This window comes from Chromobacterium alkanivorans (assembly GCF_016937655.1).
In the GTDB taxonomy this organism is placed as follows: Bacteria; Pseudomonadota; Gammaproteobacteria; order Burkholderiales; family Chromobacteriaceae; genus Chromobacterium; species Chromobacterium alkanivorans.
Genome location: NZ_JAFHKL010000009.1, coordinates 205,529 through 221,932, shown reverse-complemented (window position 1 = coordinate 221,932; position 16,404 = coordinate 205,529). Strand labels below are relative to the sequence as shown.

The 16,404-nt window shown below is 64.1% G+C and carries 17 protein-coding genes; 11 read left to right on the top strand and 6 right to left on the bottom strand.

Annotated elements, in window-relative coordinates; genetic code table 11:
- The first annotated feature begins 2 nt into the window (after positions 1-2).
- Genes frdA through frdD form a run of 4 tightly spaced genes read left to right on the top strand, consistent with a single transcriptional unit; the run spans position 3 to position 3,287 of the window.
- On the top strand, positions 3-1,787 hold the full coding sequence (gene frdA, locus JW897_RS17100; RefSeq protein WP_048415817.1) for a fumarate reductase (quinol) flavoprotein subunit: 1,785 nt from the start codon (positions 3-5) through the stop codon (positions 1,785-1,787).
- Positions 1,784-2,530 carry a succinate dehydrogenase/fumarate reductase iron-sulfur subunit gene (locus tag JW897_RS17095; RefSeq protein WP_205467026.1) on the top strand — a complete coding sequence of 249 codons (747 nt, stop codon included), beginning with the start codon at positions 1,784-1,786 and terminating at the stop codon, positions 2,528-2,530. The genes frdA and JW897_RS17095 overlap by 4 nt, the downstream gene beginning before the upstream one ends.
- A complete protein-coding gene (locus tag JW897_RS17090) occupies positions 2,527-2,925 on the top strand; it encodes a fumarate reductase subunit C (protein WP_205467025.1) in 399 nt (132 codons plus the stop codon). Before JW897_RS17095 ends, JW897_RS17090 begins: the two co-directional genes overlap by 4 nt.
- Entirely contained in the window at positions 2,922-3,287 is a 366-nt protein-coding gene (gene frdD, locus JW897_RS17085) for a fumarate reductase subunit FrdD (RefSeq protein ID WP_205467024.1), read from the top strand. Before JW897_RS17090 ends, frdD begins: the two co-directional genes overlap by 4 nt.
- Before the next feature lie 85 nt (positions 3,288-3,372).
- Here frdD and JW897_RS17080 read toward each other — a convergent pair whose 3' ends face one another.
- A complete protein-coding gene (locus JW897_RS17080; protein WP_205467023.1) occupies positions 3,373-3,621 on the bottom strand; it encodes a hypothetical protein in 249 nt (82 codons plus the stop codon).
- Positions 3,622-3,719: 98 nt separating this feature from the next.
- The gene (locus JW897_RS17075) at positions 3,720-4,613 is read right to left on the bottom strand and encodes a LysR substrate-binding domain-containing protein (protein ID WP_205467022.1); all 894 of its coding nucleotides are present in this window, start codon (positions 4,611-4,613) and stop codon (positions 3,720-3,722) included.
- Positions 4,614-4,722: 109 nt separating this feature from the next.
- Here JW897_RS17075 and JW897_RS17070 point away from each other — a divergent pair, with 109 nt between their 5' ends.
- Together JW897_RS17070 and JW897_RS17065 are read left to right on the top strand one after the other, a co-directional pair.
- On the top strand, positions 4,723-6,102 hold the full coding sequence (locus JW897_RS17070; RefSeq protein ID WP_205467021.1) for an MFS transporter: 1,380 nt from the start codon (positions 4,723-4,725) through the stop codon (positions 6,100-6,102).
- Between the two features lie 11 nt (positions 6,103-6,113).
- A complete protein-coding gene (locus tag JW897_RS17065; protein WP_048415824.1) occupies positions 6,114-6,521 on the top strand; it encodes a DUF4440 domain-containing protein in 408 nt (135 codons plus the stop codon).
- 21 nt (positions 6,522-6,542) lie between these two features.
- Here the strand turns inward: JW897_RS17065 and JW897_RS17060 are convergent, their stop codons facing one another.
- Positions 6,543-8,171 (bottom strand): methyl-accepting chemotaxis protein, encoded by a 1,629-nt coding sequence (locus JW897_RS17060; RefSeq protein WP_205467020.1) that lies wholly within the window; start codon positions 8,169-8,171, stop codon positions 6,543-6,545.
- A gap of 318 nt (positions 8,172-8,489) precedes the next feature.
- Positions 8,490-9,674, bottom strand: a complete 1,185-nt coding sequence (locus tag JW897_RS17055; RefSeq protein WP_205467019.1) for an MFS transporter — start codon at positions 9,672-9,674, stop codon at positions 8,490-8,492.
- Positions 9,675-9,879: 205 nt separating this feature from the next.
- On the opposite strand from JW897_RS17055, the gene JW897_RS17050 reads away from it, so the two are divergent.
- Positions 9,880-11,253, top strand: coding sequence for an aminotransferase-like domain-containing protein (locus JW897_RS17050; protein WP_205467018.1), 1,374 nt, complete (start codon positions 9,880-9,882; stop codon positions 11,251-11,253).
- A 94-nt stretch (positions 11,254-11,347) separates the two neighbouring features.
- On the opposite strand, the gene JW897_RS17045 is transcribed toward JW897_RS17050, so the two are convergent.
- Complete coding sequence (locus tag JW897_RS17045; protein WP_205467017.1) at positions 11,348-12,028, bottom strand: restriction endonuclease PLD domain-containing protein; 681 nt, start codon at positions 12,026-12,028, stop codon at positions 11,348-11,350.
- Positions 12,029-12,371: 343 nt separating this feature from the next.
- On the opposite strand from JW897_RS17045, the gene JW897_RS17040 reads away from it, so the two are divergent.
- Entirely contained in the window at positions 12,372-12,827 is a 456-nt protein-coding gene (locus JW897_RS17040; protein ID WP_205467016.1) for a hypothetical protein, read from the top strand.
- A gap of 60 nt (positions 12,828-12,887) precedes the next feature.
- Here JW897_RS17040 and JW897_RS17035 read toward each other — a convergent pair whose 3' ends face one another.
- Positions 12,888-14,672 carry an acyl-CoA dehydrogenase C-terminal domain-containing protein gene (locus tag JW897_RS17035; RefSeq protein WP_205467015.1) on the bottom strand — a complete coding sequence of 595 codons (1,785 nt, stop codon included), beginning with the start codon at positions 14,670-14,672 and terminating at the stop codon, positions 12,888-12,890.
- Positions 14,673-14,867: 195 nt separating this feature from the next.
- On the opposite strand from JW897_RS17035, the gene JW897_RS17030 reads away from it, so the two are divergent.
- The 3 genes from JW897_RS17030 to JW897_RS17020 are packed head-to-tail and all read left to right on the top strand — an operon-like array spanning position 14,868 to position 16,290.
- The gene (locus tag JW897_RS17030; protein WP_048415839.1) at positions 14,868-15,419 is read left to right on the top strand and encodes a DUF2062 domain-containing protein; all 552 of its coding nucleotides are present in this window, start codon (positions 14,868-14,870) and stop codon (positions 15,417-15,419) included.
- 9 nt (positions 15,420-15,428) lie between these two features.
- Positions 15,429-15,986 carry an NUDIX domain-containing protein gene (locus tag JW897_RS24540; protein ID WP_048415843.1) on the top strand — a complete coding sequence of 186 codons (558 nt, stop codon included), beginning with the start codon at positions 15,429-15,431 and terminating at the stop codon, positions 15,984-15,986.
- Positions 15,973-16,290, top strand: a complete 318-nt coding sequence (locus tag JW897_RS17020; protein WP_081545720.1) for a PilZ domain-containing protein — start codon at positions 15,973-15,975, stop codon at positions 16,288-16,290. The genes JW897_RS24540 and JW897_RS17020 overlap by 14 nt, the downstream gene beginning before the upstream one ends.
- Positions 16,291-16,404: the final 114 nt, after the last annotated feature.

Genomic DNA, 16,404 nt, shown 5'->3' with positions numbered 1-16,404 from the left:
TTGTGGAAACTTACCAAGCAGACATCGTGATCGTGGGAGCGGGGGGCGCGGGCTTGCGCGCCGCCATCGCCGCCGCCCAGGCGGACCCGGCCCTGCGCATCGCGCTGGTGTCCAAGGTCTACCCGATGCGCAGCCACACCGTGGCGGCCGAAGGCGGCTCCGCCGGGGTCAAGCAGGCGCACGACAGCTTCGACGCCCATTTCAACGACACCGTGTCCGGCGGCGACTGGCTGTGCGAGCAGGACGTGGTGGAATACTTCGTCGCTCAATGCCCTGAGGAAATGGTGCAGCTGGAACACTGGGGCTGCCCGTGGAGCCGCAAGGAGGACGGCAGCGTCAATGTGCGCGCCTTCGGCGGCATGAAGATAGAACGCACCTGGTTCGCCGCCGACAAGACTGGCTTCCACATGCTGCACACCCTGTTCCAGACCTCGATCCGCTTTCCGTCCATCCGCCGCTTCGACGAATACTTCTGCGCGGATCTGATCGTGGAAGACGGCGAGGCGCGCGGGGTGCTGGCCATCGACATCGCCAGCGGCGACAGCCTGCTGATCGAGGCCGGCGCGGTGGTGATGGCCACCGGCGGCGCCGGCCGGGTGTTCCGCGAGAACACCAACGGCGGCATCGTCACCGGCGACGGCATGGCGCTGGCCTACCGCCACGGCGTGCCGCTGCGCGATATGGAGTTCGTTCAATACCATCCCACCTGCATGCCCGGCACCGGCCTGTTGTTCACCGAAGCCTGCCGCGGCGAAGGCGGCCTCTTGGTCAACAAGGACGGCTACCGCTATCTGCAGGACTACGGCCTGGGGCCGGCCGAGGACAAGCCGCGCAATAAATTCATGGAACTGGGCCCGCGCGACCGCCTGAGCCAGGCCTTCTGGTACGAGCAGCAGCAGGGCCGCACCGTGGAAGGCCCGTGGGGCTCGGCGGTGTATCTGGACCTGCGCCACCTGGGCCACGCCAAGCTGCGCGAACGGCTGCCGCAAATCTGCGAGCTGGCCGAGGAGTTCCTGGGCATAGACCCGGCCAAGGCGCCGATTCCGGTGCGGCCGGCGGTGCACTACACCATGGGCGGCATCCTGGTGGACGGCCGCTGCGCCGCGCCCATGCCCGGCCTGTTCGCCGCCGGCGAATGCTCCAGCGTCGGCATCCACGGCGCCAACCGCCTGGGCTCGAACTCGCTGGCGGAGCTGTCGGTATTCGGCAAGGTGGCCGGCGAGGAAGCCGCCCGCTGCGCGCGAGCGCGTCGTCCGGCGCGGCGCGAGGCGCTGCAACGGCAGGCAGAGGCCGCCGAGGCCCGCCTGCACGCGCTGCGCGCGCGCGAAGGCGGCGAACGCATCGCCGAATTGCGCCGCGAAATGGCGGAAACCATGGAAGCCGGCTGCGGCATCTACCGCTTGGAAGCGTCGATGCAGGCCACCTGCGACAAGCTGGCGGAACTGAAACAGCGCTTCCGCAATGTGCATGTGGAAGACAAGTCCAGCGTCTGGAACAGCGACTGGCTGCTGGCCATCGAGCTGGGCTACCAGCTGGACGTGGCCGAGGCGATGGCGCATTCCGCGCTGCAACGCCGCGAATCGCGTGGCGCCCACCAGCGGCTGGACGGCTTCGAACAGCGCGACGACGCCAACTTCCTCAAGCACAGCCTCGCCGTCTACCAGGGCGCGGACGCGCCGCGCATAGACTACGGCGCGGTGAAGATCACCAAATCGCAGCCGGCGGTGCGCGCCTACGGCGCCGCCGGCCTGGCGGCGGAAGCCGCGGCCAAGGAGGGCAAAGCATGACGGAACAGACCAAGACCATAGCGGTGATGCGCTACCGGCCGGAGCAGGACAGCGAGCCGTGGCTGCAAAGCTTTGAAGTGCCTTACCGCGATGACATGTCGGTACTGCAGGCGCTGCAATACATCCGCGACTACCTGGACGGCGGCCTGGCCTTCCGCTGGTCCTGTCGCCAGGCGATTTGCGGCAGCTGCGGCATGATGGTGAACGGCGTGCCCAAGCTGGCCTGCAAGACCTTTCTGCGCGACTACCCCGGCGTGGTGCGCATCGAGGCGCTGCACCACTTCCCGATCGAGCGCGACCTGGTGGTGGTGCTGGACGACTTCATCGCCAAGCTGGAAAGCATCCAGCCCTACATCGTGCCCAAGGAAGACAAGCCGCTGTCCGACGGCGAACACCTGCAAACCCCGGCGCAGATGGACTGGTACGCCCAGTTCAGCAGCTGCATCAACTGCCTGCTGTGCTACGCCGCCTGCCCGCAGTACGGGTTGGACGACAAGTTTCTGGGGCCCGGCGCCATCGCGTTGCTGCACCGCTACAACATGGACACACGCGACGGCGCGGCCGAAGAGCGGATGGAACTGCTGGCCGCGCAGGAGGGCGTGTTCAACTGCACCGCGGTCGGTTATTGCTCCGAGGTCTGCCCCAAAATGGTGGACCCGGCCAATGCGGTGAACCTCAACAAGACGGCGGTGGCCAGGGATTACTTCCTGCGCTTCGCCCGGCCCAAAGGGAGGTGCAAATGAGCAAGCGCAAACCGTATGTCTGGCCGATGGGCGGCTGGTGGCGCAAGAACCCTTACTTCATCGAGTACATGGTGCACGAAGGCACGGCGCTGTTCGTCGCCGGCTACGCGCTGACCCTGCTGTGCGGGCTGTGGCGGCTGAGTCAGGGCGAGGCGGCCTGGAACGGCTTCGTCGCCGCGCTGCAAAGCGCGCCGGCCTTGCTGCTGCACGCGGCGGCGCTGGCCATGATCGCCTACCACAGCTACACCTGGTTCAAGATCATGCCGCGCACGCTGCCGCCGTTGACGCTGGCCGGGCGGCGGGTGTCCGCGCTGGCCGTCACCGCCGGCGGCCTGGCCGCCGCCGTAGTGTGCAGCGCCGCCTTATTGATGCTGGTATGGGGGACAACGGCATGAAACCGGGACTGAAACGCTCTCACGCGCCCATCTTCTGGGGCTTGTTCGGCGCTGGCGGCATGCTGGCCGCCTTGTTCGGGCCGATGCTGGTGTTCATCACCGGCATCGCCGCGCCGCTGGGCTGGCTGCCGGACGGCGCCGCCGATTACGAAACCTTGCGCGCGCTGGCGCAAAGCCTGATCGGCAAGGCGGTGCTGTTCGGCCTGATCGCCCTGCTGCTGTGGCACGCGGCGCACCGCATCTATCACAGCCTGCACGATGTCGGCATCCGCGGCGGACCGTTGGCCAAGGCCTGCACCTATGGGGTGGCGGCGCTGGGCACGCTGGCGGCGGCGGGGCTGTTGCTGGCGATGGGGTTCTGAACGGCTTGTAGCCGGGGAGTGAAACGATAGTGTGCAGGGTGGGTGGAGCCGTAGGCGATGCCCACCTACACTCGCCGGCGCGGGATTAGCGCACCGAGATCAAGACCATCCACAACAGGGGAAACAGCAGAAACAACAGCGTGAATCCGAATTGGGCTCTGGGCGCGCGCCGGCGCAGCAGCCAGAACACCAGACAGGTCAGCGCCAGCCAGAATCCGATGGCGAACAGCGCCAGATTGAGCATATTTTCTCCCATGCTACCCACGTCGGCCAGACAGAGCTCGGGCAGCAGCAAGAGGACGGGCAGGAGCGGTACGGCGCGTAAATAAGACATGAGCGTTTTCTTCCGGAGTGAAGCGGGCATTCTGCATGATGGTCGTCGTCTTGCCTACTTCATGTCATTGGGCCGCGACGAAATGCGCCGAGGTCCACCTAGCTCATCGCCTCGCGCTCGCGCAGAAAGTCGATGAAGGCCCGCACCTTGGCCGGCGGATGGCGGGTGCGCGGGTAGAGCGCGTGAATGCCTTGCCGCGGGAAGCCGTGGTCCGGCAACAGCCGGCATAGCCGGCCGGCTTGCAGGTCGGCGTTGACCAGCCAGTCCGGCAGCAGGGCGACGCCGAGGCCGGCCAGCGCGTAGGCGCGCAAGATGGATGCGCTGTCCGATGTCAGCCGCGCCGGGTTTGGCGGCAACCAGGACGCCTGGCCGCCGTCCGGCGTGTCCACCAGCCAGGGTTGGGCCTGCTTGAGCCGGCTGTGTCCCAGCCAGGGCAGCCGGCTCAGCGCGGTCAGATCGCCGGGCGGTTCTTGGACCAGCAAGGCCGGCGCCGCCACCGGGAAAATATCGAAGCGGGCCAAGGGCACCGCGTGCAGATCGGTTTCCGGCAAACGGCCCAGGCGGATGGCGACGTCGAAGCGCTCGGCGATCAGATCGGCGTGCAGCGAGGAGGTGGACAGCTGCACCTGCAACGCCGGATGGAGCGGGGCGAAGGCCTGAATCGCCGGCGCGATCTTGGCCAGTCCGTACTCCAGCGTGGCGGTCACGCGCAGCGCGCCGCTTAGCTCTCCATGCTCGGCGCGGGCGTCGTCTATCGCCAGCCGCGCCTGTTCCAGCATATCGGCGCAGCGTTGATAGAAGCGCGCGCCGGCGTCGGTTAGCGCCAGGCTGCGGGTATTGCGGATCAACAGCGCGACGCCGACTTCCTGCTCCAGGCGCTTGATATTGAAGCTGACCACGGCGCGGCTCTGGCCCAGGGCGGCGGCGGCGGCGGTGAAGGAGCCGGCATCCGCCACGGCTTTGAAGGTTTCAAAACGATCCAGACTGACCACGGCAGTCCCCGCTATTGTCAAAAATAATTTGACAGTCTAGCCGGCATCCGCCGGTATTTCCATTGCAATCCCTTGCCTATACTCGGCCGCTTTACCGTGGAGAGCGCCGATGTCGCTTCGTTCGAAACTGACCGTGGTCTACCTGCTGGGCTTTGCGCTGGACCTGATCAATATGTTCATCGCCAGCGTCGCCTATCCGGACATGGGCCGCGGCCTGGGCGCGTCGCTGGCGCAGCTGGCCTGGGTGGGCAACGCCTATATGCTGGGCCTGACCCTGGTGATTCCGCTCAGCGCGTGGCTGGCCGGCGCTTACGGCGAGCGGCGGGTGCTGCTGGGCTCGCTGGCGCTGTTCCTCGCCGGCGCCGCGCTGGCGGGCACGGCCCCGTCCATCGAAGCCCTGATAGGCTGGCGCGCCTTGCAGGGCCTGGGCGGCGGCCTACTGATTCCCGTCGGCCAGGCCATGGTTTACCGGCATTACCCGCCGGCGCTGCGCGCCCGGCTCACCGCCCTGATCATGGGCGTGGCGCTGATCGTGCCGGCGCTGTCTCCGGCGCTGGGCGGGGTGATCGTGGACGCGCTGTCCTGGCGTTGGACCTTGCTGGCCAGCGCGCCGCTGGCCCTGCTGACGCTTTGGCTGGCGGCGCGCTGGCTGCCGGCGGACCAAACGCCGGCGCGGCGCGGCGCGCTGGACCTGTCCGGCCTGGCGCTGCTGGCCACCGGCATGGCCTCGCTGCTGCTGGCCTTGACCTGGTTGGGCGAAAGCGGCCAGCAGCCGCGCGGCGTCGCCGCGCTGCTATTGGCCGTCGCCGCGCTGGCCGGCTACGCGCGCGCCGCCGCCGGCAAGGCCGAGCCGGTGCTGAAGCTGACCCTGTTGCGCGGGCGCTTGCTGCGCACCGCCATGCTGGTTTATCTGTTCGTGCCCGGCGTGTTCATGGGCGTCAGCCTGGCGGCGATGCTCTATCTGCAAGAGGTGCTCAAGCTGAGCGCCGCCGCCGCCGGCGGCCTGATGCTGCCCTGGGCGCTGGCCTCGGCGCTGGCGATCAGCCTGACCCGCGGCCGTTTCAACCATGGCGGCCCCAAGCCCTTGCTGCTGCTGGGCATGTTGTTCCAGAGCGCCGGCATCGCGCTGCTGGCCTTGGGCGTCCGCGGGCCGTGGCCGCTGATCGCGGCTTACGCCATGATGGGCTTCGGCGGCAGCCTGTGCAGCAGCGCGGCGCAGAGCGCGGCCTTCCTGGACATCGCGGAATCCGAACTGCGGCAGGCCAGCGCGCTGTGGAACATCAATCGCCAATTCAGCTTCGGCCTGGGCGTGGCCTTGATCAGCCTGCTGTTGAACGCGCTGACTCATTACAGCGGCGCGCCGACGGCCGGCGCCCAGGTCTACCAAGCCTGTTTCTTCATCGCCGCCGGCCTGACCCTGGCGCCGGCGGTTTTCGTGCTGCGCATCCACACCCCGGCGGTGCTGGCTCTGCTGCGGCCCAGCCACTGAGAGAGAGTCTTATGACTGACAGCAAGCCTTATTTCGACGAAGTGATTACCGCCCATGTCGCCATCCGGCAATGGTTCGCCGGCCCGGCGGACGCCGCCGCGCTGGAGGCCTTGATGGCGCGCTTCTCGCCGCGTTTTTCCATGGTGACGCCCAGCGGCGGGCAACTGGACCGGGACGCGCTGCGGCGGCTGTTCGCCGCAGCCGGCGGCGGCAAGCCCGGGCTGGAGATAGTGGTGGACCAATTGGTTTTGCTGGACGAGCACGCCGGCGGCGCGACGGTGGCGTATCGCGAAACGCAACGCCAGGGCGGCCAATTGAGCAGCCTGCGCCTGGCCACCGCGGTGTTCGAGCGCGACGCGGCCGGCGCGCCGCGCTGGCGGCATTTGCAGGAAACGTTCTGCGCCGCGGCCGCTAGTTAAGCGGCGGGCGGGAAGAGGGCGCTACAGCCGGAAGCGCGCGGTCACGCCCTGCAGGTTCTGCGCCAGCGCGTTGAGCTGGCTGGAGGTGGTGGCCAGTTCCTCCACCGTGGCGCTGTTTTCCTCCGCCATCTGCGACACCCGCTCCATGCTCTGCGCCAGGTTCAGGCTGGCGGTGCGCTGCTCGCTCAGCGCGCTGGTGATGTTGCCGATGGATTGCACGATGGAATGGGTGCTGCCCTCGATCTCCTGCATGGAATCGGTGGCCTGGCCGGCGCCGTCGGACACCGTGCCCACGCTGGTCAGGCTCTGCTCCATGCTGCCCACCACCCGGTTGGCGCTGCCCTGAATCGAACCGATCATCTGCGTGATTTCCTGAGCGGAACTGGCGGTGCGCTCGGCCAGCTTGCGCACCTCGTCCGCCACCACGGCGAAGCCGCGGCCCATCTCGCCGGCGCGCGCCGCCTCGATCGCCGCGTTCAAGGCCAGCAAATTGGTCTGGTCCGCCACGTCGCGGATCACCGTGACGATATTGCCTATCTTCTGCACTTCCTGGGTCAGGCCCTTCATCTGGTCCGAGGTGGCCGCCACCGAGGACGACACCGATTCGATATTGCCCACCGACGCCTTCACCGCATGGCCGCCGCGGCTGGCCAGATCGCCGGCCATCGCCGCCTGGCGCGAAGCCTCGTTGGAATTGTCCGCCACGTGGTTGATGCTGACCGTCAGCTCCTCGATGGTGGCGGCGGCTTCGGAGGTGGCCTCGGACTGGCGCTGCGCGCCGTGGGCCACCTGCTCGGACATGCTGGCCAGCTCGTGAGCGGAGTCCGACACCTCGTTGGCGTTTTTCTGGATGCTGGCCACCACCTCGCGCAGGCCCTGGCGCATCTCCTGGATGTCCTTGGCCATGGCGATGGCCTCGTCGCGCGCGTCCGGAATCCGCTCATCGTGGCCGGACAAATCGCCCTGCTTGATATTGCGCACCAGCTGGGCGGATTTCTGCAGCGGCACCGTCACCAGATTGGCGATGAACATCGCAATCGCCACCGCGGCGATCAAGGCGATCACCGCCACCGTGATCAACACCGTCACCGCCTCGCTCTGCGCGGCCTTGCTGTCCTCGATCGACTTTTGCATCAAGTCTTCCTGAAAGTCCGCCATCTCTTTCAAGGATTTCAAAAACACGTTGTTGGCCGGCGCGAAGGTTTTCATCAGAAAGGCTTTGGCTTCCTCGTTCTTGTTGGCGCGCGCCAAGGCGTACAAGGGTTCGAACTGGCCGCCCAGATTGGAGCTGGCCGCCTTGAGCTTGTCGAACAGCTCTTTGCCCTTGGGCGTGGACAGCAGTTTTTCCATCTGGTCCATATTGGAGGCGTTGGCGGCGCGCAGCTCTTCCACCTTCTTGAGATTGGCCTCGGTCTCCTCCGAAGTCTGCACAATGATGGCGTTGCGGATGGAGCGGCCGATGTCCAGCGTGGTGACGCTGATCTTGTTGGACAGCACGATCTTGGGATAGCGGTCCTCGGTCACATCGCGGATCTTGTCGCCTATGGTGTTCAACTTCATCATCGCCACCGCCACGATGATGGCGATCAGAATGATCAGCAGGCCAAAGCCGGCCAGCAGTTTTTGCTTGACGGTCAACTGGTGCAGCATGGAGCGCTCCCCCGATTCGGATTGTGCGTGTTCCGGCGCGGCGCGCCCTGCCGGCGCGGCCGCCCTTGCTGAAACATAGTTGCCGGATTGGGCTAGATCAAACCGTCTGCGAGTGCTTGCTCATGGAAGGCCGGGCGAGGGAGCCGGAGACTTTGGCCGCAGGCGGCATGGCAAAGTCTCTCGGACGCATGGGATGGGTAAACATACCGGGTAGACCCGCTCGCAATTCACCAATATGCGGCGGGGTTTCGAAGTAATGAAAAAACGGGAGCTTGTGGGCCGCCTATGCCGCGAACCGAGCATGGCGGCTCAGCCAAGTTAATCGCACCGGTTGGCCGTCGCCATGGCGGGCGTGGCGGCGTTTGCCGCCGCGCCTCGTCCAATGGATCGGGCCACCAGGGCCGCGCCGGCGGCCAGCGCCAGGCCGAACAACAGCAAAGCCATGGGCGCGCCCAGGCGGTCCAGCAGCAGGCCGGTGAAGATCACCGGCAGGCTGAAGCCGATATAGGCCAACAGGAAGAAACCGGCGCTGGCGCGCGGTTTCTCCGCACCGGCCAGCGCGTTCACCGCGGACAAGCCGCCCAGATAAGTGAAGCCGTAGCAGGAACTGCTCGCGCCCAGCGCGCCCAGCAGCACCGCCGCCAGCGAACCCTGGGTTGCGCCCCAGGCCAGCAGCGCGTAGCTGGGCGGCAGCACCAGCATGCCCAGGCGGGCGGCGCGGCTAGGCGGCATCGCGCGGGCCAGCGGCTGGAACAACAGGCCGCAGCTGATCACGGTGAAAGTGGAGAAACCGGACCAGCGCGCCAGCCCGTGCGCGGCCAGCACCGACGGCAATAAGGCGATCACCAGCCCCACCGCCGCCCAGGCCAGCAGGATGGCCAAGCCGAAGGGCAGGCTGCCGGCGGGGAAATAAGGCGGGCGCAGCATTGCCATATGGCGGCTGCGCGGGGCCGGGTCCGGCAGCCCGGCCACCGCCAGCAGCGCCGCGGCGGCCAGCGCCAGGTGCAGCCAGAAACTGGCCGGCGTCAGCGTGCTTTGCCACAGCAGGCACAGGCTGGTCAGCGCCGCGCCCAGGCCAAAGCCCAGCGAAGTGCTGGCCGTCACCCATAGCGTGGCACGGCGGCCGTCCGGTTCCGCCATCAGCTCGCTCATATAAGCGGCGCCGGCGGCGGAAGCCAGCGCGGTGCCGCAGCCCAGCAGGAAACGCGCCACGGCCAGGGCCTCCAGCCGCGGCCACAGCGCCATGACGGCGGTGGCCAGCATCGCCAGCGCCAGCGCGGCCAGGATCAAGGGCTTGCGCCCTAGCCGGTCCGGCAGGCCGCCCAGCGCCAACAGCACCGGCAACACTCCCAGCACATAGGCGGAAAACGCGGTGGCGGTGGCCGCCGCGCCCTGGCCGGCCAGCTGCGCGTAAGCGGTGTACAGCGGCGCTTGCAGGTTCACCGCGCAAGTGATCAGGCACAGGCCGAAGGCCAGCCGGGCAGGGTGGCGGCGCGTGCTCATGCGGCCTCCGGGAATAACAGGGAGGCGGCGGAGCGAACAGTGGGGGTAAACAGTGGAACAGTCATAAGCTATGGCCTGGCGATGAGGAGAGCGCGGCGGGCCGCGCGGCACACCACTATCCGGCCGACCTATGACGACAACAAGTGACAGCGACAGTCATTTGCGCTTAACTGTTTGCTCGTTATTAGCAAACAGTGAGCCCGCCATGCGGCTAGAACTCGACCGCGCCAGCCGGCAGCCGCTGGCGCAGCAAATCGCCGATCAATTGCGCGCCTGGATACGGCGCAGCCGCGTCCGCCCCGGCACCCGGCTGCCCTCCATCCGCCAACTGGCCAAGGAGCAGCAGCTCAGCCAATCCTGCGTGATCGACGCCTACGACCGGCTGGTGGCGTTGGGCCTGCTGGAATCGCGCCACGGCGCCGGCTTCTTCGTGGCCGCGCCGCCGGGCCGCGAAGAAAGCGAATGGCGGGAAACCATGGAGCCGGCCTGGGGCCAGTTCAGCGACAGCGGCGAGCAGCTGAAGCTGGGTTGCGGCTGGGTGCCGGATAGCTGGCGCGACCAGGAAGAACTGGGCTACGCCATCCGCCACATCACCCGCTGCCAGCCGTCGGACCTGTTCGACTACAGTACCCCGCTGGGCCTGCCGGCCTTGCGCCGACAACTGCAGCAGCGGCTGCGCCAGATCGACATCCATGTGGAGCAGGAGCAAATCCTTACCACCAACGGCGGCAGCCACGCGCTGGACCTGTTGGCGCGCGCGCTGCTCAAGCCCGGCGACACCGTGCTGGTGGAAAGCCCCGGCTACTACAATCTGTTCAACCTGCTGAAATTCCACGGTATAGAAATGCTGGCGGTGCCGCGCGCCGGCAACGGGCCGGACCTGGCGGCGCTGGAAGCCATCCTGGCCCGGCATCGGCCCAAATGCCTGTTCATCAACAGCCTGTTCCACAACCCCACCGGCACCTGTGTGACGCCGGCGGTGGCGCACCGCCTGCTGCAACTGGCGGAGGCCCACGATTTTCTGATTGTGGAAGACGACATCTACGCGGATTTCCAGAACCTCCCCGGCGTGCGGCTGGCGGCGCTGGATTCGCTGCGGCAGGTGATCTACGTGTCCAGCTTCTCCAAAACCCTCAGCTGTTCGCTGCGCGTCGGCTATGTGCTGGCCCAGCCTGAACTGATCCGCCAGCTGGCCAATATCAAGATGTACACCGGCATCGGCACCCAGCGCTTTGCCGAATGCGTGGTGGCCCAGCTCTTGTCCAGCGGCGCTTACCGCAAGCTGACGCAAAGGCTGCGGCTGCGGCTGAACCGGCAAATGGCCGCCACGCTGCAAACGCTGGAGACCAACGGCTGGCAGGTATTCGCCGAGCCGCAGGGCGGCATGTTCGTCTGGGCGCGCACCGGCCGCCACAGCTTCGAGGAGATGCAGGCGGAAGCCGCCAAGCGCGACGTGCTGCTATCGCCGGGCAGCGGCTTCATGCCCGGCGGCGAGTACAACGATTGGCTGCGGATCAATGTCGCTTATGCAGGGGATGCGCGGGCGCTGGGGTTTTTTGAGATATTCAAGGTTAGGTGAGCGATTGAAAACGGCATTCACTTAATTAGGCTACGCAGTTTACCTTGCGGAGTAGATGTCTATCCATTTTCTTCCTCACAAAAATTAAGGGGATCTAGATGGTGATTTTTTCTATGTCAGGTGATGTTAATATTTCTTTCTCAATGTTGCTAAGCCTTGTTTCGATTGATATGTTGTAATTGTCTTGTTTCTTGTATTTTGTAATAATTATTTGTTTTTTTGTGTGTTCGTTGGTTATTAGTTTTTTTATTTCCTTGGTAAGTTTTGGGTATTTTTTGCTCCAAAGATAAATGTCACATTCGTAGTTGAATGCATTTGGAGGGTGGGGGCTGTCAGTAGGTAGAGCAGGATTGTTGGAAACTCCAAATGCATTTGCAGTTAAGTTGCTGCTACCTATAATTCCGAAAATTGGTTCTTCGTTGTGTTTTAATAAAAACACTTTTGCGTGCCATTGAAATTTTTTCATAATGTATGGGGTGATTTTTACCCCATTATTTTTTAGATTGTTATAAAAATTTATGTATGATGGCATCCATGCTTTGTTATGTATTCCGATTGTATCTAGCTGAATTTTGTTTTTTTTGAGAGCAGCGATGAAGCCTGGTTCCAAAGATGCTTGATATGTTGATTTTCCCTTGGGTGTTCCTTTGTTTTCTTGAAAAAAACCTGAGCATATCAAAGCATGGGTTCCTACTCCTGTAGCAAGTGAGTGAATAATCGCATCTCGATAGAGAGAGTGTGTTTTTGATGTGCGTAAGAATATGGCGGTTGGCATTTTCGTTTAAAATTCTAGTGCTAATATGCACAGTTGTTTTTTTAAATAGGAGTTACTAATATTTTTTAACTATCCAATGATATCAGTCTTTTTATTTCAATGTCATTACTTTTGGGTTGGTAATTATTTTTGGCATCCGGTATTGCTGCTTAGTGGCCATTTCTCTTGACCCTTACCATCGTGCTAAGCAACAATCCCTCCGTGCCGTTTCATCCCGGCACTGGGCCGTGAGAACCCATCGACTGCAGGCGAAGTGCTGTTTTCAGCACGTTTTCCAAACTTGCGTTGCGTCTGCCTAGTCGGTAGCTGCTGGTTTTCACGCACTTCTAGCAAGAGGTTGCCCATGTCTGATTTCTCAAAACCCCGTCGTTCCCGCTACCGCTTCCCCTCCAGCGAAGCCAAAGACCTCCGTCTGCCTTTTGTCCGCCGCGTACCCGGCCGCACCTATCCGCATTACTGGCAGCCGGCGGAACCCCAGGATTATTTCGAGGCTTGCGCCATTGGCCGCCAGTACGCGGCGCACATGGCGCAGCTATTGAAGAACAACCGCCAGCACGCGGCGCGCGGGCTGTTGTTCCGTATCGCCAGCGATATGGATTTTGCCGACAAGAGTTATCGCATCGGCCTGTGCAAGGGCTTCTTCAATTATCTGGAGATGCTGCTGAACCTGGCGGTGGAGCGCGTGGATCTGGCCCAGCATGTGGAGGCGGTGCAGCAGCTTTATCTGTGCCTGGAGCAGTTGGCGGAGACGCAACAGCAACAGCGGCGCAAGAAGCGCGGCCGGGGCCGTCAGCGCTGAGCGCGTTCGCCATGAAAAAACGGCCCTAGGGGCCGTTTTTGTTTCACTATCGTAAGTGGCTTAGAACGCGAAGTGCTCGTCCTGCAGCTCCATCAACGGCTTGGCGCCGGCCTTGAGCTTGGCCAGCAGGCTGTGCACTTCCGGGAACAGCTTGCTCATGTAGAAGCGGCCGGTCAGGATCTTGGCCTGGTAGAAGGCGTCTTCGCCGCCGCCCAGTTTGGCGTGGGCCACTTCCGCCATCCGCGCCCACAGCCAGGCGTAGCTGAGGTGGCCGATCAGGCGCAGGTAGTCGGTGGCGGCCGCGCCGGCTTCGTCGCGGTTCTGCATGCCGGCCATGCCGATGCCCATGGTTACTTCGCCCACGTCTTTCAGCAGCTTGGACAGCGGGACCACGTAGTCGGCCAGTTTGTCGTTGCCTTCATTGGCCTGGCAGAACTTGTGGATCTGCTTGGTGAACTTGCGCAGCTTCTGGCCCTGGTCCATCAGCACTTTGCGGCCCAAGAGGTCGATGGCCTGGATGCCGTTGGTGCCTTCGTAGATCTGGGAGATGCGGCAGTCGCGCACCAGTTGTTCCATGCCCCATTCGCGGATGTAGCCGTGGCCGCCGAACACTTGCATGCCCAGGTTGGCGGCTTCGTAGCCGTTGTCGGTCATGAAGGCCTTGGCCACCGGGGTGAGCAGGGCGACGAGGTCGGCGGCGTCCTGGCGGGCGTCGGCGTCCGGGTGTTTGTCTTCGATGTCCAGTTGCAGCGCCAGCAGGGTGGTCAGCGCGCGGCCGGCCTCGGTGTAGGCTTTCTGGGTCAGCAGCATGCGGCGCACGTCCGGGTGGACGATGATGGGGTCCGCCGGCTTGTCCGGGCATTTGTCGCCGGTCAGCGAGCGCATTTGCAGGCGTTCGCGCGCATAGGCCAGCGCGCCCTGGAAGGAGGCTTCGCCTATGCCCAGGCCTTGCATGCCGCAGCCCAGGCGGGCGGCGTTCATCATGGTGAACATGCAGGACAGGCCCTTGTTGGGTTCGCCAATCAGATAGCCCTTGGCGCCGTCCAGGTTGATCACCGCGGTGGCGTTGGCCTTGATGCCCATCTTGTGTTCCAGGCTGCCGCAGGCCACGGCGTTGCGGCTGCCGTCGTCATGAAACTTGGGCACGATGAACAGGGAGATGCCCTTCACGTCCTTGGGCGAGTCCGGCAGGCGGGCCAGCACCAGGTGGATGATGTTGTCGGACAGGTCGTGTTCGCCGGCGGAGATGAAGATCTTGGTGCCGGTGATGTTGTAGCTGCCGTCGCCGTTGGGTTCGGCGCGGGATTTGAGCAGGCCCAGGTCGGTGCCGCAGTGCGGTTCGGTCAGGCACATGGTGCCGGTCCAGCTGCCGTCCACCAGTTTGGGCAGGTAGGTCGCTTTTTGCGCTTCGGTTCCGTGGGCATGAATGGCAGAATACGCGCCGTGGGACAGGCCGGGATACATGGACCAGGCCACGTTGCTGGAGCACTGCATTTCCATGATGGGGAAGCCCAGCGCTTTGGGCATGCCCTGGCCGCCGTAGGCCGGGTCGCAGTCCAGCGCGGGGAAGCCGAGTTCACAGTATTGCTGGTAGGCTTCCTTGAAGCCGGGCGGGGTGGTGACGGATTTGGTGGTGCTGTCGTAGTGGCAGCCTTCTTCGTCGCCCTGGCGGTTCAGGGGCGCCAGTTCGCTTTCACAGAATTGGGCGGCGGCTTCCAGATAGGAGCGGAAGATGTCCTGGGTGGCTTCTTCGTAGCCGGGCAGGGTGGGGATGATGTCCTGTACCTTGATCAGCTCGTGAAGCACGAAATCGAAATCCCGCAGCGGGGCTTGGTATGCAGGCATGGGTCTCTCCTGTAATGTTGCGCGGCCTGGCCGGTCCAGGTCTGTTGTGGTTGAAAGCGCCCTGCGCTTGGGCGGCAAATTCATTCAAACGCTTGTTTAAATTATCGTCGTGGCTTTGACAAGCTTTTCGCGCTTTCCCCGCCGATGAGTGTGGTTTAACGGCAACGAGCGCGGACAGGGGTAAAAACATTCCAGATGACTTGGCTTAGACGCAAGATACGTAAATGGGTTGCTTACCGGCACCACTGGTTTCAAAAGCCGGGCCTGCGCCGGCTGGCGCCTTACCTTGACCGGCCGGCGTATTGGTCGCTGAACCGGCGCAAGGTGGCCATGGGGGTGGCGGTGGGCTTGTTCGCCGGCCTGATGCCCGGCCCCACGCAGAAGGTGACGGCGGTGGCGCTGGCTTTGCTGATGCGGGTGAATCTGCCGGTGGCGGTGTTGATCACGCTGTACACTAACCCTTTGACCGTATTGCCGCTGTATTTTCTGGCTTATGCTTATGGCAAGCTTTTACTGGGCAATCCGGCTGCGGGTACAATGACGCCGCCGCCCAATTGGGACCGGATGAGCTTGCCGGATTGGTGGCACGCCTGCCTGAATTGGCTGGCGGAGCTGGGCTGGCCCTTGCTGGTGGGATTGCCGGCGTTGGGTCTGACCTTTGGCGTGATCGGCTACGCGCTGACGCGGCTGCTGTGGCGCTGGGCGGTGATCAGCGCCTGGAAAAGCAGGCATTGCAGAACACTTTAAGGGGTGATTGTGGATCTGGTTGAAAAGCAGTTGTCGTCGGAGCTGGTGTATCAGGGCGGTTTTCTCAAGGTTCATAAAGACGAGGTGGCGCTGCCGGACGGCGCGGCGTCCACGCGCGAATACATTTTGCACCCCGGCGCGGTGGCGGTGCTGGCGCTGACGCCGGACGGCAAGCTGGTGCTGGAGCGCCAGTACCGTTATCCGGCCGGCCGCGAGTTCGTGGAGATTCCCGCCGGCAAGATAGACCCGGACGAAGACCCGGCGGCCACCGCAAGGCGGGAGCTGCTGGAGGAAACCGGCTACGCGGCGGAGCGTTGGACTTATCTGGGCACCGCCTATCCGTGCATTGGCTATTCCAACGAGCGCATCAGTTATTACCTGGCGGAGGGGCTGAGCCAGCAGGGCAGCCGGCTGGACGAGGGCGAGTTCCTGGAGGTGTTGACGGTGCCGGTGGCGCAGGCGATGGAGATGACGCTGAGCGGGGCGATCTGCGACAGCAAGTCCATCGTGGGCTTGCACTGGCTGGCGGCGCATCAGGCCGGGAGGATGCCGGGTGTCGCCGTTTGATCCTTACCGGGATCGACGGCGCGGGCGCCGCATCAGCATGGGCTGCAAGGCCCGCATCCGTTCTTTGATCAGCGGCGAAACCCATTACGGCGAGTGCGTGGATCTGTCGGTGGACGGCATGGCGCTGCGCTCGTCCTTTGTGCCGCAGTTTGGCGAGCGCCTGTCCGTGATCGTGCTGGCCCCGGGGGTGGGCGGCATGCCGGGCAAGCCGCTGGAGGCGGTGGTGGAGGTCAAGCGCTGCAACGAGGTGCAGCGCGGCCGCATCTATGAAATCGGCGTGCGCATCGTGCAGCGCAAAGGCTGAGCGCCGCCGGCCGCGCCGGCGCGGCGCATTCTTTATATTCTTTTCTCTTTGTCCGCCCGCGGGTTTGGTCTAAATGTTTCGAGCGCCGCGCTGGAAACGTTTGATTCTCAAAGC